This window comes from Virgibacillus phasianinus (assembly GCF_002216775.1).
Lineage (GTDB): Bacteria > Bacillota > Bacilli > Bacillales > Amphibacillaceae > Virgibacillus_F > Virgibacillus_F phasianinus.
Window position 1 is genome coordinate 3,128,512 of record NZ_CP022315.1, and the last position, 23,857, is coordinate 3,152,368.

26 protein-coding genes and 1 pseudogene are annotated in these 23,857 nt (G+C 37.5%); 9 read left to right on the plus strand and 18 right to left on the minus strand.

Going from position 1 to position 23,857, the window contains the following annotated elements:
- Window positions 1–63 precede the first annotated feature (63 nt).
- Window positions 64–621 (plus strand): histidine phosphatase family protein, encoded by a 558-nt coding sequence (locus CFK37_RS15140; RefSeq protein ID WP_089062656.1) that lies wholly within the window; start codon window positions 64–66, stop codon window positions 619–621.
- Here the strand turns inward: CFK37_RS15140 and CFK37_RS15145 are convergent, their stop codons facing one another.
- Complete coding sequence (locus CFK37_RS15145; RefSeq protein WP_089062657.1) at window positions 622–1,794, minus strand: M14 family metallopeptidase; 1,173 nt, start codon at window positions 1,792–1,794, stop codon at window positions 622–624.
- 214 nt (window positions 1,795–2,008) lie between these two features.
- Between CFK37_RS15145 and CFK37_RS15150 the strand changes: the two genes are divergently transcribed.
- Window positions 2,009–2,248, plus strand: a complete 240-nt coding sequence (locus tag CFK37_RS15150; RefSeq protein ID WP_089062658.1) for a DUF362 domain-containing protein — start codon at window positions 2,009–2,011, stop codon at window positions 2,246–2,248.
- An 89-nt stretch (window positions 2,249–2,337) separates the two neighbouring features.
- Here CFK37_RS15150 and CFK37_RS15155 read toward each other — a convergent pair whose 3' ends face one another.
- A complete protein-coding gene (locus CFK37_RS15155) occupies window positions 2,338–2,607 on the minus strand; it encodes an acylphosphatase (protein WP_172840512.1) in 270 nt (89 codons plus the stop codon).
- A gap of 74 nt (window positions 2,608–2,681) precedes the next feature.
- Here CFK37_RS15155 and CFK37_RS15160 point away from each other — a divergent pair, with 74 nt between their 5' ends.
- Entirely contained in the window at window positions 2,682–3,662 is a 981-nt protein-coding gene (locus CFK37_RS15160; protein WP_342746709.1) for a P1 family peptidase, read from the plus strand.
- A 160-nt stretch (window positions 3,663–3,822) separates the two neighbouring features.
- On the opposite strand, the gene CFK37_RS15165 is transcribed toward CFK37_RS15160, so the two are convergent.
- Window positions 3,823–4,620, minus strand: coding sequence for a 3D domain-containing protein (locus CFK37_RS15165; protein WP_089062661.1), 798 nt, complete (start codon window positions 4,618–4,620; stop codon window positions 3,823–3,825).
- Window positions 4,621–4,813: 193 nt separating this feature from the next.
- Window positions 4,814–5,692, minus strand: a complete 879-nt coding sequence (locus tag CFK37_RS15170; protein ID WP_089062662.1) for a LysR family transcriptional regulator — start codon at window positions 5,690–5,692, stop codon at window positions 4,814–4,816.
- 109 nt (window positions 5,693–5,801) lie between these two features.
- Between CFK37_RS15170 and CFK37_RS15175 the strand changes: the two genes are divergently transcribed.
- Window positions 5,802–6,257: a citrate/2-methylcitrate synthase gene (locus CFK37_RS15175; protein ID WP_157724861.1), complete on the plus strand. Its 456-nt coding sequence runs from the start codon at window positions 5,802–5,804 to the stop codon at window positions 6,255–6,257.
- Between the two features lie 52 nt (window positions 6,258–6,309).
- Window positions 6,310–6,516, plus strand: a complete 207-nt coding sequence (locus tag CFK37_RS15180) for a citrate/2-methylcitrate synthase (RefSeq protein ID WP_245837395.1) — start codon at window positions 6,310–6,312, stop codon at window positions 6,514–6,516.
- A gap of 1,163 nt (window positions 6,517–7,679) precedes the next feature.
- Here CFK37_RS15180 and CFK37_RS15185 read toward each other — a convergent pair.
- The 3 genes from CFK37_RS15185 to mutM all read right to left on the minus strand — a co-directional run bounded on the left by CFK37_RS15185 (window position 7,680) and on the right by mutM (window position 10,101).
- The gene (locus tag CFK37_RS15185) at window positions 7,680–8,336 is read right to left on the minus strand and encodes a DUF3889 domain-containing protein (protein ID WP_089062665.1); all 657 of its coding nucleotides are present in this window, start codon (window positions 8,334–8,336) and stop codon (window positions 7,680–7,682) included.
- 88 nt (window positions 8,337–8,424) lie between these two features.
- Window positions 8,425–9,267 (minus strand): deoxyribonuclease IV, encoded by an 843-nt coding sequence (locus CFK37_RS15190; RefSeq protein WP_172840513.1) that lies wholly within the window; start codon window positions 9,265–9,267, stop codon window positions 8,425–8,427.
- 24 nt (window positions 9,268–9,291) lie between these two features.
- A complete protein-coding gene (gene mutM / locus CFK37_RS15195; RefSeq protein WP_089062667.1) occupies window positions 9,292–10,101 on the minus strand; it encodes a bifunctional DNA-formamidopyrimidine glycosylase/DNA-(apurinic or apyrimidinic site) lyase in 810 nt (269 codons plus the stop codon).
- Between the two features lie 79 nt (window positions 10,102–10,180).
- On the opposite strand from mutM, the gene CFK37_RS20200 reads away from it, so the two are divergent.
- On the plus strand, window positions 10,181–10,330 hold the full coding sequence (locus tag CFK37_RS20200) for a hypothetical protein (RefSeq protein WP_172840514.1): 150 nt from the start codon (window positions 10,181–10,183) through the stop codon (window positions 10,328–10,330).
- A 3-nt stretch (window positions 10,331–10,333) separates the two neighbouring features.
- Here the strand turns inward: CFK37_RS20200 and CFK37_RS15200 are convergent, their stop codons facing one another.
- The 4 genes from CFK37_RS15200 to CFK37_RS19970 all read right to left on the minus strand — a co-directional run bounded on the left by CFK37_RS15200 (window position 10,334) and on the right by CFK37_RS19970 (window position 13,677).
- A complete protein-coding gene (locus CFK37_RS15200) occupies window positions 10,334–11,032 on the minus strand; it encodes a YetF domain-containing protein (RefSeq protein WP_089062668.1) in 699 nt (232 codons plus the stop codon).
- A gap of 143 nt (window positions 11,033–11,175) precedes the next feature.
- Window positions 11,176–11,841: a DNA alkylation repair protein gene (locus tag CFK37_RS15205; protein ID WP_089062669.1), complete on the minus strand. Its 666-nt coding sequence runs from the start codon at window positions 11,839–11,841 to the stop codon at window positions 11,176–11,178.
- Window positions 11,842–11,935: 94 nt separating this feature from the next.
- Window positions 11,936–13,237, minus strand: coding sequence for a D-serine ammonia-lyase (locus CFK37_RS15210; RefSeq protein WP_089063675.1), 1,302 nt, complete (start codon window positions 13,235–13,237; stop codon window positions 11,936–11,938).
- A gap of 266 nt (window positions 13,238–13,503) precedes the next feature.
- Window positions 13,504–13,677, minus strand: coding sequence for an ATP synthase subunit B family protein (locus tag CFK37_RS19970; RefSeq protein WP_157724862.1), 174 nt, complete (start codon window positions 13,675–13,677; stop codon window positions 13,504–13,506).
- A 214-nt stretch (window positions 13,678–13,891) separates the two neighbouring features.
- Between CFK37_RS19970 and CFK37_RS19975 the strand changes: the two genes are divergently transcribed.
- A complete protein-coding gene (locus tag CFK37_RS19975) occupies window positions 13,892–14,050 on the plus strand; it encodes a hypothetical protein (RefSeq protein ID WP_157724863.1) in 159 nt (52 codons plus the stop codon).
- Between the two features lie 18 nt (window positions 14,051–14,068).
- Window positions 14,069–14,635: a spore coat protein gene (locus tag CFK37_RS15215; RefSeq protein WP_089062670.1), complete on the plus strand. Its 567-nt coding sequence runs from the start codon at window positions 14,069–14,071 to the stop codon at window positions 14,633–14,635.
- A gap of 38 nt (window positions 14,636–14,673) precedes the next feature.
- On the opposite strand, the gene CFK37_RS15220 is transcribed toward CFK37_RS15215, so the two are convergent.
- From CFK37_RS15220 to CFK37_RS15230, 3 genes are all read right to left on the minus strand, one after another.
- Window positions 14,674–15,468 (minus strand): ABC transporter permease, encoded by a 795-nt coding sequence (locus CFK37_RS15220; protein WP_089062671.1) that lies wholly within the window; start codon window positions 15,466–15,468, stop codon window positions 14,674–14,676.
- Entirely contained in the window at window positions 15,461–16,111 is a 651-nt protein-coding gene (locus tag CFK37_RS15225) for an ABC transporter ATP-binding protein (protein WP_216639611.1), read from the minus strand. The genes CFK37_RS15220 and CFK37_RS15225 overlap by 8 nt, the downstream gene beginning before the upstream one ends.
- A 79-nt stretch (window positions 16,112–16,190) precedes the next feature.
- Window positions 16,191–16,598, minus strand: a complete 408-nt coding sequence (locus tag CFK37_RS15230) for a gamma-glutamylcyclotransferase family protein (protein WP_089062672.1) — start codon at window positions 16,596–16,598, stop codon at window positions 16,191–16,193.
- 282 nt (window positions 16,599–16,880) lie between these two features.
- Here CFK37_RS15230 and CFK37_RS15235 point away from each other — a divergent pair.
- A pseudogene (locus CFK37_RS15235) lies at window positions 16,881–18,012 on the plus strand (zinc-dependent alcohol dehydrogenase).
- 172 nt (window positions 18,013–18,184) lie between these two features.
- Here CFK37_RS15235 and CFK37_RS15240 read toward each other — a convergent pair.
- From CFK37_RS15240 to CFK37_RS15255, 4 genes are all read right to left on the minus strand, one after another.
- Window positions 18,185–19,048 carry a 5'-3' exonuclease gene (locus tag CFK37_RS15240; protein WP_089062673.1) on the minus strand — a complete coding sequence of 288 codons (864 nt, stop codon included), beginning with the start codon at window positions 19,046–19,048 and terminating at the stop codon, window positions 18,185–18,187.
- Window positions 19,049–19,061: 13 nt separating this feature from the next.
- On the minus strand, window positions 19,062–22,679 hold the full coding sequence (locus CFK37_RS15245) for a dynamin family protein (protein WP_089062674.1): 3,618 nt from the start codon (window positions 22,677–22,679) through the stop codon (window positions 19,062–19,064).
- Between the two features lie 129 nt (window positions 22,680–22,808).
- Window positions 22,809–23,282: a CBS domain-containing protein gene (locus tag CFK37_RS15250; RefSeq protein WP_089062675.1), complete on the minus strand. Its 474-nt coding sequence runs from the start codon at window positions 23,280–23,282 to the stop codon at window positions 22,809–22,811.
- 52 nt (window positions 23,283–23,334) lie between these two features.
- Entirely contained in the window at window positions 23,335–23,814 is a 480-nt protein-coding gene (locus CFK37_RS15255; protein ID WP_089062676.1) for a flavin reductase family protein, read from the minus strand.
- Window positions 23,815–23,857: the final 43 nt, after the last annotated feature.

Below are 23,857 nucleotides of genomic sequence, written 5' to 3' on the forward strand. Positions count from 1 at the left end.
TATTTACTATTTTCATTATTTCAATTATGCTTAATGAAAACTTTGAGAAGGGGCTGAATCGTATTGAAAAAAATATATCTAGTACGTCATTGCCTGGCTGAAGGACAACACAAAGATTCGCCATTAACCACTGTAGGTATGCGGCAGGCGATATTGTTATCGCAGTTTTTTGATAAGCAAAACCTTACGTTTGATGGCGTTATTTCCAGCCCCTATTTACGAGCAATTGAAAGTATAAAACCCTTTGCAAAATCAAACAACTTACATGTCGATGTAGATGAGCGATTACAGGAACGTATATTAAGCAACGAACCAGTTGATGATTGGATGGAAGTATTAGAACAATCGTTCAACGAACTCGATTTTAAACTTCCTGGCGGTGAATCTGCTAATGATGCAATTAATAGGGGTAATGCAGTTTATAAATCCGTTATGGAAAATAAAGACTTGAATAATATCATTCTTGTAAGTCATGGCAATCTTATATCATTGATCTTAAAAAGCTTTGATCCGACTATCGGGTTTGATGAATGGAAAAATTTAAACAATCCTGATGTATATTTACTAGAATCCAATGGTGTGCAGCATTCTATCACTCGGTTATGGGAAGGATACTATTAATTATAGGTATAGATTTGCCAGGAAGATTCCTAAACTTTTCTCATAGATTTTGTCAAACTGGCTAATAGGTAGTGGGGTTACGCCACTACCCAGTTCAATCGTGTAACCGGGCCGCTGATACTTTTGGATGAACCAATCCGTAAATCCTGTATAATTATCCATATCTTGAATTGACTCATACCCGCTTACACGTGCATATTCGTTTGCAATTTCCTGACCCTCCAATCCCCAATAGATTACTTGCCCTTGCGTGTGGAGTGCATGTACCCTTGAAAAATCGCGAACCTTCATTAATTCTGCAATGGCTTTCGATTCCGGTTCCGACCATGGGCATGGCCCTGGGTAGTCCCGAGGTGCGGGTTTTTCTAGGCTTCTAGCAGACTCTATTTCCCACAGTACCGGGAATTGTTTATTTAGATCGACGCCATTAATATTAGCTTTCCATTCTGAAAAGTCTTTGTCCTGACCAACAATCTCCAACACTTGTTCCGCAAATAATGAATCATCAGGTACGCCGTTTAAAACTAAATCGACTCCATCCGGATTTACCATTGGTACTATTGAGAGGAAAGTTTCCATAAATAATGGCAGCATGTTCATTCCATTTATTGCTGTGCCGTTTGTTAAAGCTAGCAGGTATTCATTTAAAAATTTCATGATAACTGAAGTAGTAATCCACTCATTTGCATGAAATGCCCCATTAACATGGACCCGTTTTGTACCAAATCCTATCCTCAATTCCGTTAAATTTTTCCCCATGACAGAGTTTCCAATCGTCTGCTTGGAAAAGAATGGGTAAATTTCCGAGAGTCTTGCAATATCTGCAATCATTTTTTCATACGTGTAATCAGCCACATCTTGTACTAAAAATTCACGCACTCGAATTGGTATTGAAATAGTCGATCCGTTCTCAAGATTTGATGAATCGATTGTTTGATTTGTTAATAGAAGAGTGTCCATAGGGACGTTATATTGTGACGATATTTGCCATAATGTATCGTTGGTTTCTATTGTATGTGGTTTTAAAATAAAGCCGGGAATCTTAATACTATTTCCTACAGATAAATTTTGTGGTTCTAGTCTAGGGTTTGATTGTTCTATTAAAACTAATGGAACATCAAATAATTGACTATAATACCATAAAGTATCACTTTGACGTATCTTGATCTCCATTCGATATTTTCTCCCTTCAATTACGAATATAGCTTGAAAGAATGCAAGTTGTTCGGTAAAATAATGAATATATGATTTAGATGAAAATAGTTATAGTTGGGTTTAGATTCTTAATCATACGTACATAATCATCACAACTATTGCATCTTTTTTAGTTGCATTGATATGTTTATTCCTATAAAAAAGAAATTATTACTATAGAGGAGGAATTCAGTTGGCTTTTGTAATTACATCACCTTGTAAAGATGAAAAATCTGGCGAATGTGTCGAAGTTTGTCCAGTCGATTGTATAGAAGAAGGAAAAGATATGTTCTTCATTGATCCTGATATTTGTATTGATTGTGGAGCATGCGAAGCTGTTTGCCCAGTTGAAGCGATATATATGGAAGATGAAACTCCTGAGGAAGAGAATGAATATATTGAGATGAATCGCAAGTTTTTTGAAGACCGTTAATATAAAAAATAGCCACTATGCAGCATAGTGGCTATTTTTTTTATACTATTTCAAAGTTTGAAGAAGCATTATTCTAGAACAAGAGAAATTTACTTTATTGTAAACTGATGAAACGTTTCAGTAGTTTCGATTTCTGTCACTTTGATATCGCTCACATGGGAAGAGCCTGTGGGATTGTTTTTAATTGCTTTAATAAACTTTTGAACTTTTTTCCCATCTCCATCTACCTGAATCTGCACTGTACCATCTGAATTATTTTTAACCCAGCCCTTAAGGTTAAACTCGCCAGCAAGCTGCTTGGTAGCATAGCGAAATCCTACACCTTGTACAACTCCACTTACCAAAATATCTGTTATCATTTGATCACACTCCGTGTCTTTATATAAATAATGTAGCCTAACACCTATCAATTGAAACATGAAAGGGATGATTCATGATGAAGGAAATACCTATTCAGAAACTTACTGGTTTTCGATTTGGCCACGCCCAAAATAGTGATGCGTTAACCGGCTGTAGCGTTATTATTTGCGAAGATGGTGCGGTAGGCGGTGTTGAGGTTCGCGGTGGAGCACCTGGCACACGGGAAACAGATGCCCTCAAACCGGAAAATCTGGTAGAAGAAGTGCATGGTGTATTCCTGTCTGGCGGAAGTGCATTTGGTCTTGATGTAGCAAATGGGGTAATGAAATTTTTAGAAGAGAAGAATGTGGGATTTGATGTACAGGTGACAAAAGTACCAATTGTTTCCGGGGCTATTTTATTTGATTTATATCCGGGAGATTCAAATGTGCGTCCCGATAGTCAAATGGGTTACAAAGCCTGTATCATGGCCTATTCTAATAACGTTTTTAAGCAGGGAAGTGCCGGTGCAGGTATGGGAGCAACTGTTGGAAAATGTCTTGGCAGCGATTATGTAATGCGAGGTGGAATAGGCAGCTATGCAATTGAACTTGGTGATTTGCAGATTGGGGCAGTTATTGCTGTGAATGCTTTCGGTGATATCATTGATCCTGTAACAAATCAAATATTAGCCGGTGTTTATGATCGTTCCAAGCAAATTTTTCTTAGAAGCGATAAGCAAATGCTTAAGCAGCTTGAGAAAAAAGCAACGAATCGGTTTACGGGAAATACAACAATAGGCTCTATCATGACAAACGCGAAATTATCCAAGTCACAGGTTAATAAAATTGCAGCAATCGCGCATGATGGCTTCGCTAGAACAATTCGCCCATCTCATACTCTTGTCGATGGTGATACGCTTTTTGCATTATCAACAAATAAGATTGAAACCGACCTTAACGTCCTGAGTATGTTAGCAAGCATGGTCGTGGAAAATGCCGTAATGAATGCCGTAAAAAATGCTGAAACAGCTTTTCAAATCCCAAGCCATTCAAATTTGGAAAAATGTTTATAAAATTAATAATACACATAGGGAACATCTTTTTTATACTTTAAAAATGTATAAATCTTAATCGGTATAAAATATAAGAAAATCTAAGGCTACTTTCGCCATTAGTTCTTGGCGACTAGTCTTAGATTTTCTAAAGATGGTTCCTCGGTGTCTAGTTACACAACTATTCTAATATCGTTATATCGACAGTTTTTCTGCCCCAGCTGTATGCCTCATCCTTCGTTGAGAAATGGACATCAATCTTCTGCCCATTGATAGCACCACCGGTATCGGCTGCCACAGCATATCCATAATCCTCTACATAAACCTTTGTGCCAAGTGGTATAACGGATGGATCAACAGCAATAACTTTCGCGTTTTCATTTTCATTTAAATTTACACCTGTTGCAGTCACTCCCGAGCACCCCGCGCAATTAGCTGTGTAAGCAGTTGCTTCAACAGTTAATGTTCTGCCTTCTACGTTTGATTGCTTCGCCTCTTTTTTCTTTATTGATTGGGTTACTTCCTTGCCCGCTTTTTCTTTTATAACCGGATCAGCCTTTACTGGTGCCTGAGAGACATCTGCAGATAATTGGTTCACTTCCTGTTGAACAGTTTCCGTCCCATTCACTATTATTTGTTCCCCCGTGATAATCAAATCGGAAGAAAGATCGTTCCACGCTTTTAAATCGGCCACTGTTACACTATCACCGTATGATTTGCTGATGCCTGAAAGTGTATCTCCCTTATGTACAATGTAATATTTGTTCTTATGTCCATTTAGTTTTAATATTTGTTTCGGATGAATCAAAGTAGAATTTAATCCATTTACATTCATTAACTCTTCCACTTCTATGTTATGATTATTCGCTATATCCCAAAGGGTATCTCCCTTTTTCACTTCATATTCCTCCGCAGCCACGGTTGTTGCAAAAATGCCTATCATAATTAAACCTACAAATAAAGATACTAATTTTTTCATTATGTAGTCCCCCTTTTAATTATTGACAAACTTATCGTAACACGGTATTCAGTAGTTTGTGGTTACAGCCTGTTTAAAAGAGGGTGACACAGATTACAAATGAAATAAATTAAGATTAATAGGTTCTATTCTCATTATCTCTTGCATATAATAGGATAGAGCCGGCTATGCCGTTGACCGATTAATCGTATTTTCAACCATAATAATAAGTAGAAATAAACGAAACAAAGCCGCTTTCCAGTTGATGTTCATACTTGTGAAGAATGTACATACTTGCAACTGGCGGGTCTATAAAATGCACAGGTACTTCTAATAATCTTCCTTCGATTATTTCACGGTTAATGATTGACTTTGGCAAAAAACTTACTCCAATTCCTTCTAAAATAAATCGTTTGGTAATGTGGGATTGGTTAACTTTCATAAATTTGTAGCTGTCTAGTCTGGCTTTTAACTGTTCTTTTAATCCATCCCAATATACGGGATGATTATCAGTAAATATAATGGAGTTCTCCAACAACTGCTGTGCATCAATTATCGGCCCGGACTCAGCATCATAACCATCATGGTTACATACCAGACTTACTGGTTCCTCATGAAATTTAGCTGTTTTAATAATACTTGAACCTGGTAAGCAGGAGAGCCCTATATCAACTTGTCCATTTTCAATCACAGTCGAAATTTGATTCGATTCCAAAACCTGTATAGACATTTCCACGTGCGGGAAATCTTTCGTATACGCCCGAAAAATACTTGGCAAAATTGTATCAGCTAACAAGGGTGCAATTGCAACTCTTATGGTTTCGTGGTATCCCTGTTGAAAACGATTTACTTTGTCCATACTTTTTTCATAGTGGGATACCATTTCTTTTGCTTCCATGTAAAACAATCTGCCAAGTTCGGTTAAAGCTATATTTCTTCCGTTTTTCGCAAATAATTTTCCCCCAAGATCTTTCTCCAATTGCCTGATCTGAAAGGTGACTGCTGGCTGCGTTATATAAAGCTTTTCGGCAACCATTCTAAAATTCTCGTATTCAGCTGCCAGAATGAACGTTTGCAATGTGCGGCTATCCATTTATTCACCTCATTAATAAGTTATATTTATTATTATACAAAAAATTATTAAATTTTAATAATCATCATTATCCTTTATATTTAAGTCAGAAAGGGAAGGGGAGATGATCATGTATCAACCTGGGTTAAAGGGTGTTATTGCAGTAGAAACGGAACTGAGTAATATCGACGGAGCGCAAGGTATATTGACGTATCGCGGCACAGAAATTCAAACAATTATTCAAGATTATTCGTTTGAGGAAATTGCGTACTTCTTATTGCACGGAAAAAATCCTTTAGATACCGAATTCCAGGCTTTTCAGGAAAACTTGAAAAGGTACCGAATAATGCCCGCATATTTACAACAAATCATTGATCAATTGCCGGAAGACCAAAGCATGATGGATGTATTACGAACAGCTATATCTGCTGTATCAACTCAAGAAAGTGCCATGTATGACAATGCGGTGCAATTGATTGCGATTACACCAACCATTATTGCATATCGATTTAACCAGTTGCGGAAGAAACCAGTAATTACACCTAATGACAACTTAGACCACGTAGCAAATTTTATGATTAAATAATAAGCCAGACTGGATTGAATTAGCGTTAAAAATTGAGGCAGAAACGATTGAAATTTTAAAGAAATATAAACCAAGTCAGCAATTATATACAAATGTAGAGTATTATGCAGCTGCGATTATGAAAACATTGGAAATCGATTCTAGTTTGTTTACAGCAATATTTAGCTCCAGTCGAATAGTTGGCTGGTCTGCACATGTAATGGAACAAGCAAACAACAATACAATTTACAGACCAAGAGCAAAATATGTTGGTCTGTAAAAATAAAAATCTCATGCACTTATTATCTGCATGAGATTTTTTAAATATCTCACTATCATAAGTATACTTGGATATGAGATGAGAAAATGAGTTTTTTTAATGAGTACCTATAATAAAGATTATGTCTACTAGAGAAAATGAGAATAAAAAAAGCAATCTTTGTTTTTCCCTACATAGCCCCCATCAGTAAAAGTTTGACCTTCTTCGTGTTTCATTAAGTTTTCTTTTCCTGATTGCATTCTTATTGTACTTAAGCTTTCTATCTGCCAATTGATTAAGGGGTAACTTTTCCAATTGAAAAGTGTAAAATTTTCTTTTTAAATATATTTTTTTATCTTGATACACCAAACAGAAAAAATTTTTATAGTTCTTCGTCCGCTTACATATACTCGAAAATAAGTCTTGTGCTTGTGAAATTTGTTTCGAATCCTTGCTTTTCAATTACTCTTTTAAGGGTTAGCATAAAGGATTCCGATCCGCCCACAGATGAAACATTTGCTTTGGCAGCTATTTCTGTTGTACTAGCACCTTCCTGATATAATTTTATTATTTCCTCATTACTTAAACAACGTCTTCTAAATTTTCCATTTTGGCTTCCACAAAATAACCTCCCTCATATCGGCATCTAAGAACTAACGTTCTGTTTTCAATATACCACATGCAATGGATTTCGGGAAATTTTAAATCACTTGAAATCTGAAAATCGGGAAGCTTTCCTTGTCCTGCGGGAAGTGAGAGATCGGCGAGACCCCGGAGGACGGCAATTAATGAGGCCCCTGACTATAACCGCCCTTTGCGGGCAACATTGGCTACCCCTTGCCGGGGCAAGGAGACTCGACACTCGCCCACTGAAAGCGCAGTATATTCAAGATGCGATGATAGATCCTCATATTTTGTATTATAATTAACTTTTTCAGTGGATTTAAAACCCACCTGCGTGGTCTCGGCACATTCATTATTCCGCAGAAGTCTCGCGGTTTCCACTCCCTTTGCTCTGCTCTCGAACCTTTTGATTTCCTTGCAAACTCCAATAACGCATGTAAATCAGGCTGCCAAAAATTTTTTGAAAGCCTGAAGGGGTCCTATAGGCCCCTTTTTTAATGAAAAACGTTGAGCTGATATAGCAAAATTGGAATCCAACGATACTTTCTGTTCACATTCCATCATTCATTTACCTCATTAATATCAAACGATATAATTCGTTCTGTATTTGTATTATAAATTACATTGCCCCGAATCTTTATTCTTTCTTGTGGCGATTGTAAAATAAATTCATAGGTTTCTTTTGTTTCTGTTGGGGTCAATTGGGTTTTACCTATCGTATTATATTCTGTTACGTTATACCCGGGATAAGCCGTTTGAGTAATTTCCAATAAATATTTCCCCCATTTTTCCAGCTCTAATTGAGGTGATGGAATTATTTCAATATTGATGACGCCTTGATCGGGATTAGCCCCAAGCGCTTCAAATGCTTTCTTTTGAAGATTGATTCTATTTGCCGGATAACCAGGAACCGTGTCAACCACTTCTACCAAAACCTCTCTCCCTGGCATCGAAAGATTTCTAACTTTTAAGGTTTGGCCACACTGATACGGAGAACCTTCTCCTACAGCTACTGTCATTGATTGATTATCTGTCCATGGGATGCCACATTTTGTAATTGTGCCTCCCGTTGTCCATGTGGCTTGCCCACGAACGGATTGTTGACGGTAATTATAATACTCGGTTGCATAGTTACGGTAGTAGTCGTATGAGTTGGCATAACACGGGCAATTAGCATACCAGTTTCCATACTGACTAAAAGCATAATTAGGATACATATCTTTTCCTCCTGTCTAATCATAAACCTATTGATAGCATATGCATCAAAAAGGTTGGACCGTGACAGGTATCCTTATAACAGAAGAATTAGATCCATCCCCATTTGTCTTGTAATTGATGAATCTCTTCCTTATGTGTGATCCCTTCTCTCTTTGGTGTTTCTAAAATAAATGGGATGTGTTTTAACTGTGGTGCGTGCATAAGTTGATCGAATTGAGATTCTTTAATACATCCATGGTCAAATATATTGGCGTGACGGTCTTTGCCTAACCGGGTTTCATATTTTGAGTTATTAAAATGGATAGCAGCTAAATGCTCAAAATAACCTAGTTCCTCTCCTTTTTCCAAAACCGCTTCCCAATTTTCACCGGTCCACAAGCCACTTGCAAATGCATGACAAGTATCGAGACAGAATCCTATTTTCTCTGGTTGATCGGATAAATTACGAATCTGAACAAGTTCTTCCAATGTTGTTCCAATTGACCCAGGCTTTCCAGCATTATTTTCAATGAGTATTTTGCAATGCCCGTCCCATTGATTTAAGGTTTCATTGAGAGTTTCAATAATCAGTTGATAACTAGAGAGTGGATTATCTGCAGCGATCAGCTTGCCAAAATGCACAATCGCACCAATGGATCCACATGCTTCGGTAATTGCCAAGTCATTTAATAGAGATTGGATAACCAGACTTCTTTTATCATCATCTGTAGCTGTCAGGTTTGTCGGATATGGTGTGTGGGTTACGGATTCCAGATTATGCTTTTTACAGAATTCCTTACATAATGCTGCATCCTCTTTACTATAATCTTTTATCGATAAACTTCTTGGATTTTTGGGGAAATACTGAAATGCGGATGCATGCATGGATGCCGCTCTCTGCGCAGCACCTAAATACCCATCGCTAATGGAAACATGACTGCCAAATTTCATACCAAACCCCTCCAGTAAAAAGTGTTATTTTTGACATTCGTCACAATAAAATGTTTTTCGGGATGAAATTTTGTCTTTAATAATTGGTGCGCCACAGCGCTTACATGCTTCCCCTTTACGATCATACACATATGTCCGATCTAGGTAACCGCCAGTTTTGGTATCCCCTTTATATAAAGGTTCATCCATATACCCCCCATACTGGATTGCCTGTTTCAGAATAAACTTAATGGATTGGTATAATTGAACATTTTCTTTATCGTTAAGTTCATTCATATTGCGTTCAGGCAACAGTTGTGCGTGCCAGGCGATTTCATCAGAATAACGGTTTCCAATCCCCGCTAAGAATTCCTGATTGACTAGTGTCGTTTTAATCATTCCTCGTCTGTTCCTAATAAGATTTAAGAAGGTATCAAGTGAAAAGTTTACATCGAGTGGATTCGGTCCTAAATCTGCTAATTCCCCCTTCACTTCTTCCTGTGACAATAGATGAAGGTAACCAAGTCTTAGACCGATAAAATAGAGATGCTGCTTACCAAAGGATAATTGCACTTGAACTGTACGATCCGGCTTGTCCTCTTCGGTACCATAAAACATCCAGCCGCCCAGCATAAGGTGCAATAGTAAAACAGAATTGTTGTTTAGATGGAAGAGTAAATACTTCGCTCTTCTTTCGATTGTTTTGATTTTTTGAGTTTGTACGTTTTTGACAAACTCATCCGAGGACAAATTTATTGATTTATCCCGGTTTATCATTACACCCGAAATTGTATTTCCGACAATCTTTTGCTGAAGCAACTCTTTGTAATTTTCCATTTCTGGTAATTCCGGCATTTTTAATCCTCCGTAACATAAAGGTTCTTAGACAAGTTTGTGCAAAAATATAACTATTAATACGACTGGAGGTTTTGTCATGAGACATTTGGATTGGCAACTGATTCTGTTTGTTGGAACATCCCTAATTCAAGACTATTGGATTTACTTTGGGCTACCACGCATCCATTACTGGGATGTTAAGCATCAAGCAATAAAGAGGAATAATGATGAGAAAAAAGCTGCGTAAACACTATTTGTTTATGGCAGAGACCTGCTCAAGAGTTTGTACAAAAAGGCCATCTCCTTCCAGCCATTCAGCAAGAAAAACGTCCTGATAGTTATCAATTCCTTGCATTTTCAGTTGATTCATTAACCATTCTTTATTCTGATTCATATCAACTAATTCATCTGGCAATAGTTCTCCATCTCGGATGAGTGTAACTGGAACATGAACGGTTTGTGCAGGAAGATTTATATCATCCTGCTGCAATTTTTGTTTTGGTGATTTTTTCATTATACTAATGGCCCCATTGGCTTCTAAATAGCAGTAGGCCACCTCACGTATCGAAAATGTTTCGGATTGTCTAAGCAGGCTTTGCAGTTGATTTATGTTCATACGATTCTTCTTTAATTGCTCCCTGTTTAAAACACCATTATGGATTAAGACAGATGGTTTTCCCTCAAAGACTTTTCGTAATGGAAGGAACTTTTGCCCCAGGATTTCTACAATAAACAGTAATAATGCCCATAAAATCATGGAGAATACGATATATCTTAATCCAATTTTTTCATCATACAAAGCATTTCCCAATAATTCACCAAGTACAATTGCGGCTATAAATGTAAACGGTGTTATTTGGTTAATCAGTTTTTTCCCGAGAAACTTTACCAGAATAAATAATAAAATGAAACCAACAACCAGTTCTGCTGCCAAATACATCATCTTCATGACTTCTAACCCCTATCGATCTGATTCAAATTCTCTTACAATCATTACCAATTTGGGTGAAAAGCAATCACTTTTAGGAGGAAAACAAAAATACCCCCTTCTTTTAAGAAGAATATCGGAGTATTTTTTGCTTGCTGTATGTATTATTTTAAATATTTGCTTCCCTCGCGAATACTTAATTTTGCCAAATCAGATTCTTTTATAAAATCTCTGACTGAATCTGGATTTGTTTTTGAATATTCCCTTAAGGCCCAGCCGATTGCCTTTTGAATAAAAAACTCCGTACTCGCTGCATTGTGTTTTATGTAATGATACAATAATGCCTCATCTGTATCTTGTTTATACTTTAACTGGAAAAGGATCGCTGTCCGTTGTAACCAGATGTTTTCATCAATAACAAAACTGTCAATTGTTTCTGGAATGACTTCAGGATAGCTAGCTGCAAGTTTCGCTACCGGATTTTGTGCAAGCGCGTCAACAGTGTCCCACCATGATTTGGCTGTGATCAACTTCTCCAGTAAAAAAAGATCGTCTTTTTCCAATTTTTTTAGGGACCTGCCTATGTAATCAAGTGCGGCATATTGGTACTCGCGCTCCTGCTTTCCCCATAATGTTAAAACTAAATCACGCTGAAATGGTCTTTTTAAAATTGCCGTATCTATATAAAACTCTTTCATTAATTGAACCCTGGCAGGTGTCTTTATTCCAAGAAAAGAAAAATGATTCTTCATATATTTTTTCATTGGGGCCGCCTGTTCTTCGTTTCGCTGATCTTCAAATAACGGAATTAGTTTGTCTAAATAATTCATCCTTCAATCTCCTCGTTACTGTTTACTTCATCCTAACACTATACAGAAAATATGGAAAAGGCTAAATGACCGGATACGATCATTTAGCCGCTTCTCATTTCATTAACTTTTCTCCCTTTTCATAGAGTTGTTTCCAATCATCTTCTGGTACAAGGTCCCCGCCAGTTGCCCATGCAATATGTGTTGCGTTTTGGGCATTTAAACGATTGTTCTCTAGATAACTGGACTGCGCCATCTTATTTGGTCCAAGCAATCCGGCAGTTGCAGATGGTTCGAGGTGAATTTCCTCTGAATCTGCAAGCATAACAAGCATTTTATACAATTCCTCATCTTCAATGGTATATATTCCACTAACCAAGTGATCACTGATTGGAGTGGCAAATTGTGATGGTCTTCCCACTGCTAGACCGTCCGCTTCTGTTCGATTATCTATATGAAAGTCCTGAACGCTTACCTGATCCATCTCACCAGTCAACAATCCAATTAATACCGATGGTGAGTGAGTTGGTTCAACGAAAAAGCAATGAACATGGTCACCAAATACCTGTTTCAAACCAAAGGTGACGCCTCCTGGTGACCCTCCTACACCACAAGGTAAGTAAACAAACAGCGGATGCTCAGCATCTACTTGGATGTGTTGATCCTCCAATTGTTTACGCAGGCGTAACGCAGCCACGCTGTATCCAACATATAGATGTTTGGAATCCTCATCATCAACGAAATATCCTTTAGGGTCATTAATCGTTTGTTCTCTGCCGGCGCTTATCGCCTCACTGAAATCGCCGGTAAATTCAAGTACGGTTGCTCCTTTAGAACGGAGTAAATCTTTTTTCCATTGTTTTGCATCAGCAGACATATAAACCGATACATGAAAACCAAGTTTCGCACTAATGATTCCAATACTTAATCCTAAGTTTCCTGTTGATCCAACACCAATATTGTATTGATTAAAAAATGATTTAAATTTATCACTTGCAAATACTTCATAATTGTCATTTTCACTAATAAGACCAGCATCTATTGCCAAATTTTCAGCGTGGTGCAGCACTTCATATATGCCACCGCGAGCCTTTATAGAACCAGCAATTGGTAGCTCATTATCACATTTAAGGTATAACTTACCCGAAATGGCAGAATAAAACCGTTCCATTTCCTCTTCCATAGCTGTAATCCTTTTTAAGGGTGATTCAATAATGCCGTTTGTTTCTTTTGTTTCAGGAAATTCTTTAGCCAAATATGGTGCAAACCGATGCCATAATTGTTCCGCTTCTTCTATATCATGTTTATCAAGGGGAAGTTCAGGTAAATTATTTACCTGTTTCAGATGTGAATTTAGCCATATAACTGGATCCAAGTTCATTATATCACCCAGTAAAGGATATTTTTGTTTCCACATGCCTAATTTATTTGCTGTAACGTTCACGATGATCACACCTTTCCTGCATAGTATTCCTTATTCACCACTTTTTTACACTTGAGGAAAATATAAAGGAATTAAGTATAACCATATCATATGAACCCTAACTTGTTGAATCATGACGTTTGCAATAAGAAAAGCCCAGGGCGTTCGCTTCTCGGCCCTTGAGTTAGACAGATTTTCGTTATACTAAAAGATCTTTTGAAAAAGACTACCGAAAACGGCAGCCTCATCTTTTTTGTTTTTTAAAACCCACCACCATCAGTAAAATTCCTGTTCGATAGGTTTCTGGCATGCTCTTCCGCTCGAATTTGATTTTCGCTTTTTTCTTCAGGTCGGACACCAAAACGTCTGAGAACAACGGCCAAAAGAATAATAAAAACAATCGTTCCCCAGAAAACCCACCCAAGTATAGTCAACGTCAACTCACCCCCGTTTTTTAGAAAACAAACCCATCGCCAAGTAAATTTGTACTCCAAAAAGTAAAAAATGGCTTACTACATATACATACGTTTTAGCAAGCCTTATGTTTCAGTAATCTAATCATTCTAGCGAAAAGCTTTTTCCTGAGTTATTTTAACGAAAAAGGACAAAATAAATTTGTAGCAAAACTTTTATAATGGGGGTGTTGTGATGGGCAAACAAAGATTAGAACGCAAACGAAAGCACAAGGATGATCAAGAACGCCAATACCAGGAAATTGATCGGGTTGAATTTGCAAGTGAACATGACTTTATTGATGAAATAAACTTGAAGGATAATGATAGGCAGCACCATGGACCCAATAATTAATTGAAAGGGGATATATGCATGCAATTAGCATCACATGAGTTAAACGAACTAAGTGAGCTTGTAGCAGGATGTTATAATACCGTTACTTGTTTGACTGACTCCATAAATCAAGCACAGGACCCGGAATTGAAGAAGTTGCTGGAAAGACATTATCCGCTTCACGTACAGGACTATAATTTGAAAGTTGAATTTCTCCAAAGTAATACGACACCGGATATTACAAAGTTTAAACCAGCTGAATTAAAGCCTGTTCTGGATTCCTATACCCAGGCACCTGTTAATCAATTCCAATCTGCCGTTCCGAGAACACAAGCTGGGCAAAAAAACGACCGGGAAATTGCTACAGCCTACCTGCTAAATCAAAAGGGTTCAGCAAAAAACTATGCAGCAGCTGTTGTAGAGTGTGCAAATCCAGATTTACGTACTTTTTTAGAAAATGCTTTCCTGAACAGTAGTCGTCATGCATATGAAATATGGGAATATATGACCCAAAAAGGGTATTATCCTCTTATGCCTGCACCACCAAACGCAATGCAAGCTATTGCGCCAATTTACCAGCCCGCACAACAACCAGCTCAAGTTTAACGCAACAAATGCTCAGGTTCGCGGGAAACCTGAGCATTTTATTTTCTTTTTAACCTAAGTTGCTGCCGTTCGTTAAAGAATGTTTTATACGCAAGATGCAAAAAGATAACAACAGTTAGTGAAACGGTCCCGGCTACCCCAAGCATAATGGCAATTTGATATTCAACAGCAACAAGTGGTGATGTGCCGGAAATAATTTGTCCAGTCATCATCCCTGGCAGGAAAACAATCCCCATGCCCACCATCGAATTAATTGTAGGTAAGATTGCTGAATCAAATGCCTCGTTTATGATCCCATTCGATGCCTGTTTTGGCGTGGCACCAAGCATTAAAGCTCCTTCCACTTTTTCTTTTTGTTCACGCATGCCAATTAAAAGATTGTTTACACCTAAGGAAATTCCAGTCATTGTATTTCCTATCAGCATTCCTCCGATGGGTATGAAATACATCGGATCATACCATGGATCTAACTGAAGGACAACTAACATAAAAAAAACTAGACTGAAACCTACTCCAATTATCATGGAAAGTGCCACCATTTTTTTGATGGATAGGTGCATCAATTCCTTTGTCCGTTGATAGACATTCAAGATAGCAAAACCAAGCATAAATAGAATGACCACAAGGGTAAGCATTGGATGTGGGTGATCAAAGATAAAAATGAGAATATATCCAACTAATATAAGCTGAAGTGTCATCCGAATAGTGGAAATGACGATTAATTTCTCGCGTGGTATTTTCTTTAGTTTGACGATAACAAGTAATAGCAGAATAAAAAAATAGGCAGCTACCAATTGCCAGAGGCCTATATTAATAGCTCCGCCTTCATCCATTATGATTTACCCCCTTCAATGTTTCGCTGTACCTATCCATAGAAATGAAATTATCGCTAATTTCCTTCGCCAACTCTCGGTCATGGGTAACCATTACCACTGTTTTGTTATGTTCTCTCATATAGTTTACATATGCGTGGATGACATCTGAGGCGGTTTTATCGTCTAATGAAGAGGAAGGCTCATCAAGAAGATAAACTTCGGCGCTAAGCAGCATACTGCGTCCTAGAGCAAGACGTTGCTTTTCTCCCCCCGATAACTCATCCGCAATAGTTTCCAAGCTTTTGTTTAAATTCATCAAACGTAATATGTCAATCATATGTTGATCGGAAACATCCTCTAATCTGGCAAATTTTAAGCCAATCAATAAATTATCCTTAATTGTTCCCTCGTAAATAACAGGGGTTTGTGGGACCATTGTAACCTTTCGCCTTAATTCAATTGGATCGAGCTCTTGTAGATCGTCACCATGGAAGCGAATTTCCCCGGAATCAGGATCATCTAAATTATTTAATAACCGTAGAAACGTTGATTTTCCACTTCCACTTTGCCCAACAATAGATGTGATCCTTTGATCAGGGATGATAAGATTATCAATTGAAATAATTCCATTTACCTTAACTTTTTTTAATGAAAACAACATTTCAAACCCCCCTTTATTACTTATATTGGCCTGATGCCAAGCAATATATGTGCTGTGCTAACTACTAATTAATCCTCTGCTACAGGATGTTATTTTCTCTAAGATATGCATGAACATTCCAATCCCCACTTTCAATATGATCAGCTGAATCAATCAAACTTTCTCCTCCATAATACACCAAGGCTCGGGTCTTATCCCCATTGTGATGAACTACGGTAATGTATTCGCGATTATATAAATTGTGTTGTCTTGTTTCATCATATCCCTCCAATGCATCTATTTTATTCAATTGCTCGTTTGAAACATCATAAAGTTCTCCATAAACCGGCTGATTTTCTTTTTTTCTGAGTAATACTGGGTAACCATTACCAGTATCATACAAGGATCCTGTTACCCAGCATTGTTTCCAGATAACAGTTACACGCTTGAGATAAAAATGATTTCGGTTATCTTCACGCAATGTTCCATACACAAATAACTTTGTCATTATACGTCCTCCAGTACTTATATTAATATATCCATTGTATTCACTAATTTGAAAGACCGCAAGACGGGAAGGAGAAACACTCTAAACAAAACACGCAGGTATATAGGTATACCCCTAATCGTATACAATTGGAACGTTTCGTATGTACCTATACCCCTACTTGTATATACCTGACAGATTCCTCTTTTACCTACTTTTTAGCCTGAAAAAACGTATGAATTCCGCCAGTTTGACTGACCATAAGTGTGTAAGATTTTGTTATAGACATGGAGGCTGACGCAAGTGAAGGCAGTTACATACCAAGGAAAAAATTCAATAAGTGTAGAAAAAGTAGAAGATCCTATCATCCAGGATAAGAGGATGTGATTGTAAGAATAACCTCTACCGCAATTTGCGGATCTGATTTACATTTGTATAAAGGTAACTTCCCTTTACCAATCGGATATGTAATCGGCCATGAGCCAATGGGTATTGTGGAGGAAGTAGGACCTGACGTTACCAAAGTCAAAAAAGGAGATAGGTTGGTTATACCATTCACGATTGCATGTGGAACATGTCCTTATTGCTCAAAGCATATGGAAAGTCAATGTGATCATGCTAATCCGCATTATGATTCTGGCGGATATTTTGGCTACTCTGAAAAATTTGGTGATTACCCGGGGGCCAAGCGGAATACCTTCGTGTTCCATTTGGAAATTATACTCCCTTCCTGATTCCGGAAGATTGTGAATTAGAGGATGAGCAACTGCTATTTTTATCAGATGTTTTACCTACAGCATATTGGAGTGTGGAACATGCGGGGGTCAAACGAGGAGATACGGTAATTGTTCTTGGATCCGGACCCATCGGCCTAATGACCCAACAGTTTGCATGGAAAAAAGGAGCTAAAAGGGTTATTGCTGTTGATTATTTTGACTATCGCCTTGATCATTCCAGGAAAATGAATCTGACCGAAACATTCGATTTTACAAAAGATGAGGATATGGGTGAAACACTCAAAGAATTAACAAAAGGTGGAGCCGATGTTGTTATTGATTGTGTTGGCATGGATGGGAAGAAATCACCGTTGGAATTTATGGAGCAGAAACTAAAACTCCAGGGTGGTACACTTGGCCCAATACAAATTGCAACTAAAGCAGTAAAAAAATCTGGAACCGTTCAGCTAACAGGTGTTTATGGCGGTTTGTATAATATGTTCCCGTTAGGACCTTTCTTTACCCGAAATATAACGTTAAAAATGGGACAAGCGCCCGCACGTGGATATATGCCGCATCTGTATGACATGATTGTAAATAACCAAATAGACCCTACTGAAATTCTTACCCATAAACTGCCGTTAGATAAAGCAGCACACGGATATGACATTTTTAATAAACGGGAAGATAACTGCATTAAGGTAATTTTAGAACCTTAAAAAAGGATGAGGGCATGCCCTCATCCTTTCGTTGAGATTAAGAATGTAAAATATGTCTAGTTTCAGCGGCCAGGAGCTGCCGTCATAAGCAAGGGACACTACGAACGTCAAACCCATCCCTTGCTTATACGTCCGCTTCTAAACTGGGCGCTTACGCTCTTCTAAATTTGGTTTACACTAATTTGGCCAGATTAGTAAAATTAAGTTCACGTAGTCTGTCACCGATTAACCCCTTGTCACAATTCCAGAGGGCATCTTCCAGTTCACAACTAATTGGTACATCACATTTAATTTCAGCTAATTCTCTTGATAAATGCAGCATGTCCAAATTGGTTTTAATTTTAGTTTGAACCCCTTTTGGTAAAGACTCTATATTTTCGAGCAAATTATCAATCGTTTCGTATTCCTGAATAAGCTTTAACGCCGTTTTTTCGCCAATTCCTTTTACCCCTGGATAGTTATCGGCCGAATCCCCCATTAATGCTTTCATATCAATTACTTGCTTAGGAACGATTCCTTTTTTATCGCGGAAATTTTCATGTGTAAAGACTTCATAATTGCCTTGGCCTTTTTTCATTATTGCTACCTGAATACCCGGATCGACTAACTGCAGCATGTCATGATCACCGGTTAGGATCAAGACTTCATTCGCTTTACTGTGCACTCTAGCCAATGTACCAATGCAATCATCAGCTTCGTAATTTTCAAGACCAACATTAGGTATTGTAAATACGTCCATGATTTCTTTAATTTGATCAAATTGAGGGATCAACTCCTCTGGTGGTGCGGAACGATTCGCTTTATAATCCGGCAGCATTTCTGTGCGAAACGTTTTACTCCCCATATCCCAGCAGCATACGACATATGTTGGCGCAAAAGTTTCAATTGCATCCAGCATATACTTTAAAAATTGATACATTCCATTTGTCGGAATTCCCTCACTGTTTCGCATGAAATTGCCGCGGAATGATGTCGCAAAAAAACCCCTGAATAATAGCGCCATTCCATCAACAAGTAAAATCGTTGGTTTACCCATGACACACTCTCCTTTACTGCCCAATTCCATAATTTTTCATTATGGATGCCAGTTCATTCTCTTTATTTGCTAACGCCGCTTGATTATCCCTATCTGATAATACACGCAGCAATCCATCAATATAGGAATCAATGCTTTGCTCGTAATCCAGCTTAACTTGTTTCATTGTATCGTTCCATTGTTCCATATATGAAATATCCATCATCTGTTTGTTTGCATCAAGGTATTCCTTTGCAAATGGTTTGAGTACAGCGAATATTGCCTCCTTCATCCGTTCCTTTTCATTTTTCTCAAAAAATGATTTTGTGCCTTTATAGCTTGATAACGCCTTCGAAAAAACAACTAAATCCAAATCACGAAATGCCTGGTTAAAATTCGGAGTGGCTAGATCTATTTCATTTCTGCTCGGCAACGCAAAACGATCGTCAATATTGATAATTTTGCCCTTTACTACTTTGCCTATTTCATCGACTAATTCACGTATTTGCGCTTCGATTCTTAAGGATACTGCTCGTAATTCCTGAAGTAATTCATAGCCGACATAGTCAAGTAATTCCTGCATGCTGTTTTCGATTTGAAGTTTTCCTTCCTTACCGGAATCCTGAATGGTAGTTGGATTAAACATTTCTTTAAACATATCATGAAACCGAATCGATAACCGATCCAAAACATAGACAAGCTGCTTATCAATTTTCTGGGAAATAGCGTTTGTATACGAATCCTTATCCAATTCCCGAATGACCTGAAAGGCCTCCTCTTTATTATGTTGTAAGTTATTTCTTTGCTTAACCTTTTCCTGTTCCGAAAGCTTTAAAGATGCAGCATAACTTGAAATTGCATGATGCGCCCGGTTCATATCCCAAAGTGCGGACTCAATGCTTAGCTTCGTTAAATCATGGTGAATAAAGTTATAAAATTGCTCTTCAAAATGATACATCTGATCGTTTAACGGTTCTTTTTCAAGTTTGTTCTTAAGTGAAGCGCGACTCGAAATAGGATATAACTTCGGAAAACGGATGCCCAATTGCAATAGCTGTTCATTAACATAATTCTCCACCAATGATAATTCTTCATCATCTTTTGCAAGGTCTGCTGCGTTGATCATAAAAAACATTTTATCAAGTTCAAAGGATTCCTTTACCCGTCCCAGTTGCATTAGAAAATCCTTATCTGCACGTGATAAAGCGTGATTATAATAGGTTACATATAATATTGCATCCGCATGCTTAATATAGTCAAAGGCAACATTGGTATGTCTGGCGTTTACCGAGTCAGCCCCGGGGGTATCTACCAGGGTAATACCTTGTTTCGTCAGGGAACAATCATAATACAGGTCTATCGATTCGACAAAGCAGGCTTTTGTTTCATCAGTAACATATGCAGCAAAATCATCAACATTAGATTCAATATAACCACCTATATTAACTTTCATTGATTCATAGCCATCGGTTATTGCCCGTAAATAATGGGCCTGTGTTCTAGCCAGGGAAGAAATATCTGTACCTTTAAGCCATTTATACAAATCTTCCAGACTATTACTTCGCGGGGAAAGTCCTTTTAAAAGGACTAAACAATCTTGGAGAATAGTTTTTTCATCTTTCATTGTTACAATTACTGATCCATGTTTATGCTCACTGGAAACGGGAGCAATCCGGTTAATTGCTGCTGTAGTCGGATTTGGCGAAACAGGTAAAATAGACTCGCCGATTAACGCATTAGCAAACGATGATTTACCAGCGCTAAATGCCCCGAAAAGCGTTATGGTAAAAGACCGTTTAACCAATTTCTCCTGCTTATGTCTTAGATCAATTATTAATTGATCAAATCCTGGTACAGCTTCTACCACCTCAAGGGTCCGGTTAATACCATGCAGTACATCATCGATGGTAGTATAGGTTGTTTGATCCTTATCCCGAGCCTGTACTGGACTTTGTTCGACATTTGCACGATCAATGTCAGTATTGTCAGCTTGTGGAGCGGTTTCCTTACTTATATTGTTTCGTATATTCAACTCTTCTTTGAATTTTTTCCATTCATCATTTATTGGGTGACGGTTTGCCAATACTTCCTGCAGCATATTTACTTTTCCATCACGTTGATCAACTAACTGCATAATCTTTTCATTAACATTCTCAGCCTTCTGCATCTCTGTCAATTCACTTTGGTATTTTTTGATTTGTTCCGTATTTTGTTCATTTAATCGAGATATTATTGCTGCCTTTTTAGTCATTACTTCCCTTTTTAGTCTTGCTTTAATGTCATTACTTATATCTTGTGTGTAATTGAGTACAGATCCGCCGTTTACCCCGGCGCCAGGATTAATCAGCGACTTAAGGTCGTCCTCTGTATACGTTATGGATAGATCCTGCATGTTTTGCACCAAATCAGGATCTGTTATGTGATATTTCTTCATTTGTTCAATCAGTTTATCACGAAGCCTCCATTGCATAGATTTATCCATATTTTCCTGTAAGGATGACAAAAAATTATTGAGCCGTTTTGACCGTTCATCTTCCGTCTTTTTCTTTGAAGCAAATAATCCTATTTTAAAATTAGCTTGTTGGGATTCCAAATAAGATTGTGCCTTATCACGTAATGCAGCGGGCATAATATAAGCATTTTGCAGCGTGGTATTAACCGTTTGCTGAAAATCTTTTTCAAATTGTGAAACTTCGTCTTTCGCATAATCTAATTGATTCCTTAATTCCTCCATACGCTTCACATTCATTTCAAAACCATCAGATTCAGCTTTAAGCATTTCTATTTTATCGTTATAATAATCGTTAACAAAATGCTTATGTTCTTCAATAATTTGCAAAACGGATCGTTCAATAGAATAATAGTCAGCTTTTTTTGTCGTCATCATCGTTGAGAAATATTTCTTCAGTGACAAGAGTTGATTGTGTTCGACAGGTCTATCCACTAATGATGTGAAAAAGACATTTTCAGGATAAATTTCCCATTGATTAAACGTTTGTTTGATTTTGTCCTGATATGTCGAAAATGCTAATTCAGCTTCATTGTGCTTATCAATCTGATTGATTATAAGTGAAAATGGGATATTTTTTTTTTGAATCTCCTGTAAAAACTCAAGATTCACTTCTGATTGCACATGATTATAGTCCATTACATAAAACATGGCATCAATCTGGTGTATGGACCCTTCCGTGATAAGTCGATCAGCATCATCAGCGGCATCAATACCTGGCGTATCCATTATAGCGGTACCAGAGGGAAGGATAGAATTGGAAGAGCTTATTTCAATTTTTTTAATCGTATCCTTATCCTGGCAGTACGCTTTAATTAAATCGATATCATAAGGTTCACTATATTCGACCGTTTTTTCGTGATGAAAATGCACTCTTGCGTATCCATCACCGGAAAATATTTTTACTACATTTGCGCTTGTTGGTATTGGACTTTGTGGCAAAAGTGATTTTCCCAATAATTCATTGATGATGGACGACTTTCCAGCAGAAAAATGACCGGCAAAGCTGATTACCAATTCTTTCTTCTCAAGTTTTTCATATAAATCCACTAAATTTTGTGCTTGTTTCCGATCACCATGTTCGTTAAGCAACGTATATAGCGACACCAAATTTTCTTGTTGTATTTCTTTTAAAAGTTGCAAGATCGTACAAATCCCTTCTCGTTAAACAGTTCATATATATTCATTATACGGATTAATGTCCGCTTTTTCAAAGTATAAAAAAACTATTTGCAAGTATACGCAAATAGTTTTTTAAAGCTAATCTAATGTTTATTTTTCGTCAGCTTTCGTGATCAGCGTTGTCGAAATGTATCGAATAACATCCCCTCTGCTTACCACCCCAACCACTTTATAATTTTGATTAACAACCGGTATTTTTTTAAATCGATGTTTTGCAAAAATTGCTAAAGCCTTTTCAAGTTCATCATTCGGATGTACAGTAAAGATATCTTTACCTGACATGACATTTTCAACTTTATGATCAATCGCATAATCGAGCTTATGCATTAGGTCTTCCTTTTCACTGACCAGAACTAACGCAAACATGTCATAAACCGTTCTTCCCTTTGGCTGGAGGTAACGAATAACGTCCCCATCACTGATCATTCCCTGTAAATTGTTTTCGTCATCAACAACAGGAACTCCACCAATTTTATGGTTTACAAGCAGTTCTAATAACTCCTTAACGGAAGTGCTTCTTGTTGCTGTAATTACATCCTGGATCATAAAGTCTTTGATATTCATAGGGTTTCCACATCCTTTTTAGAATAGGCTATATTTATTAATTCGTTATAAATCAGCAAATTCCTTCTTTATTCCGGGTTAACTGTCCTGTAGTTTCCCCATAAAATAAAATAGGATCTCCACCGTCTGCTTTAATTTCCGTAACCTCTGCAATAAATATCATATGATCGCCAGCTTTTGCTGTGTCCTTTACCTGACAAGAAAGTGTCGCAACCGAACCATCAATAACTGGTACACCGCTTTGTTTAACAAAAGGAATTTCACGATCCTTTTCCATTTGTTTTGCGAAAATCATCGATATTTCTTTCTGTTCTTCTCGTAATATGCTAATTCCAAACTGTTTCGTTTCTTGCAACTTAGTATATAGTCTTGCATTTTCATCTATTGAAATAGCTATGAGTTTTGGTTCAAGAGAAACCGACATAAATGCATTAACAGTCATTCCCAACATTTCATCTTTATAATCAATGCTTACAATTGTTATCCCGGTAGCAAATTTACCCATTGTATCACGAAATTGCCGATTATCCATATGTAAGTACACTTCCTTTCCTCACTGTATTCAGAATATCATT

What these genes read in the sequence shown, in the direction of transcription:
- CFK37_RS15145 (WP_089062657.1), bottom strand. Translation starts at nt 1,794, where the DNA reads ATGGAGATCAAGATACGTCAAAGTGATACTTTATGGTATTATAGTCAA.
- CFK37_RS15155 (WP_172840512.1), bottom strand. Translation starts at nt 2,607, where the DNA reads ATGATAACAGATATTTTGGTAAGTGGAGTTGTACAAGGTGTAGGATTT.
- CFK37_RS15160 (WP_342746709.1), top strand. Translation starts at nt 2,682, where the DNA reads ATGATGAAGGAAATACCTATTCAGAAACTTACTGGTTTTCGATTTGGC.
- CFK37_RS15165 (WP_089062661.1), bottom strand. Translation starts at nt 4,620, where the DNA reads ATGAAAAAATTAGTATCTTTATTTGTAGGTTTAATTATGATAGGCATT.
- CFK37_RS15170 (WP_089062662.1), bottom strand. Translation starts at nt 5,692, where the DNA reads ATGGATAGCCGCACATTGCAAACGTTCATTCTGGCAGCTGAATACGAG.
- CFK37_RS15175 (WP_157724861.1), top strand. Translation starts at nt 5,802, where the DNA reads ATGTATCAACCTGGGTTAAAGGGTGTTATTGCAGTAGAAACGGAACTG.
- CFK37_RS15185 (WP_089062665.1), bottom strand. Translation starts at nt 8,336, where the DNA reads ATGTATCCTAATTATGCTTTTAGTCAGTATGGAAACTGGTATGCTAAT.
- CFK37_RS15190 (WP_172840513.1), bottom strand. Translation starts at nt 9,267, where the DNA reads ATGAAATTTGGCAGTCATGTTTCCATTAGCGATGGGTATTTAGGTGCT.
- mutM (WP_089062667.1), bottom strand. Translation starts at nt 10,101, where the DNA reads ATGCCGGAATTACCAGAAATGGAAAATTACAAAGAGTTGCTTCAGCAA.
- CFK37_RS20200 (WP_172840514.1), top strand. Translation starts at nt 10,181, where the DNA reads ATGAGACATTTGGATTGGCAACTGATTCTGTTTGTTGGAACATCCCTA.
- CFK37_RS15200 (WP_089062668.1), bottom strand. Translation starts at nt 11,032, where the DNA reads ATGAAGATGATGTATTTGGCAGCAGAACTGGTTGTTGGTTTCATTTTA.
- CFK37_RS15205 (WP_089062669.1), bottom strand. Translation starts at nt 11,841, where the DNA reads ATGAATTATTTAGACAAACTAATTCCGTTATTTGAAGATCAGCGAAAC.
- CFK37_RS15210 (WP_089063675.1), bottom strand. Translation starts at nt 13,237, where the DNA reads ATGTGGAAACAAAAATATCCTTTACTGGGTGATATAATGAACTTGGAT.
- CFK37_RS19975 (WP_157724863.1), top strand. Translation starts at nt 13,892, where the DNA reads ATGGGCAAACAAAGATTAGAACGCAAACGAAAGCACAAGGATGATCAA.
- CFK37_RS15215 (WP_089062670.1), top strand. Translation starts at nt 14,069, where the DNA reads ATGCAATTAGCATCACATGAGTTAAACGAACTAAGTGAGCTTGTAGCA.
- CFK37_RS15220 (WP_089062671.1), bottom strand. Translation starts at nt 15,468, where the DNA reads ATGGATGAAGGCGGAGCTATTAATATAGGCCTCTGGCAATTGGTAGCT.
- CFK37_RS15225 (WP_216639611.1), bottom strand. Translation starts at nt 16,111, where the DNA reads ATGTTGTTTTCATTAAAAAAAGTTAAGGTAAATGGAATTATTTCAATT.
- CFK37_RS15230 (WP_089062672.1), bottom strand. Translation starts at nt 16,598, where the DNA reads ATGACAAAGTTATTTGTGTATGGAACATTGCGTGAAGATAACCGAAAT.
- CFK37_RS15240 (WP_089062673.1), bottom strand. Translation starts at nt 19,048, where the DNA reads ATGGGTAAACCAACGATTTTACTTGTTGATGGAATGGCGCTATTATTC.
- CFK37_RS15250 (WP_089062675.1), bottom strand. Translation starts at nt 23,282, where the DNA reads ATGAATATCAAAGACTTTATGATCCAGGATGTAATTACAGCAACAAGA.
- CFK37_RS15255 (WP_089062676.1), bottom strand. Translation starts at nt 23,814, where the DNA reads ATGGATAATCGGCAATTTCGTGATACAATGGGTAAATTTGCTACCGGG.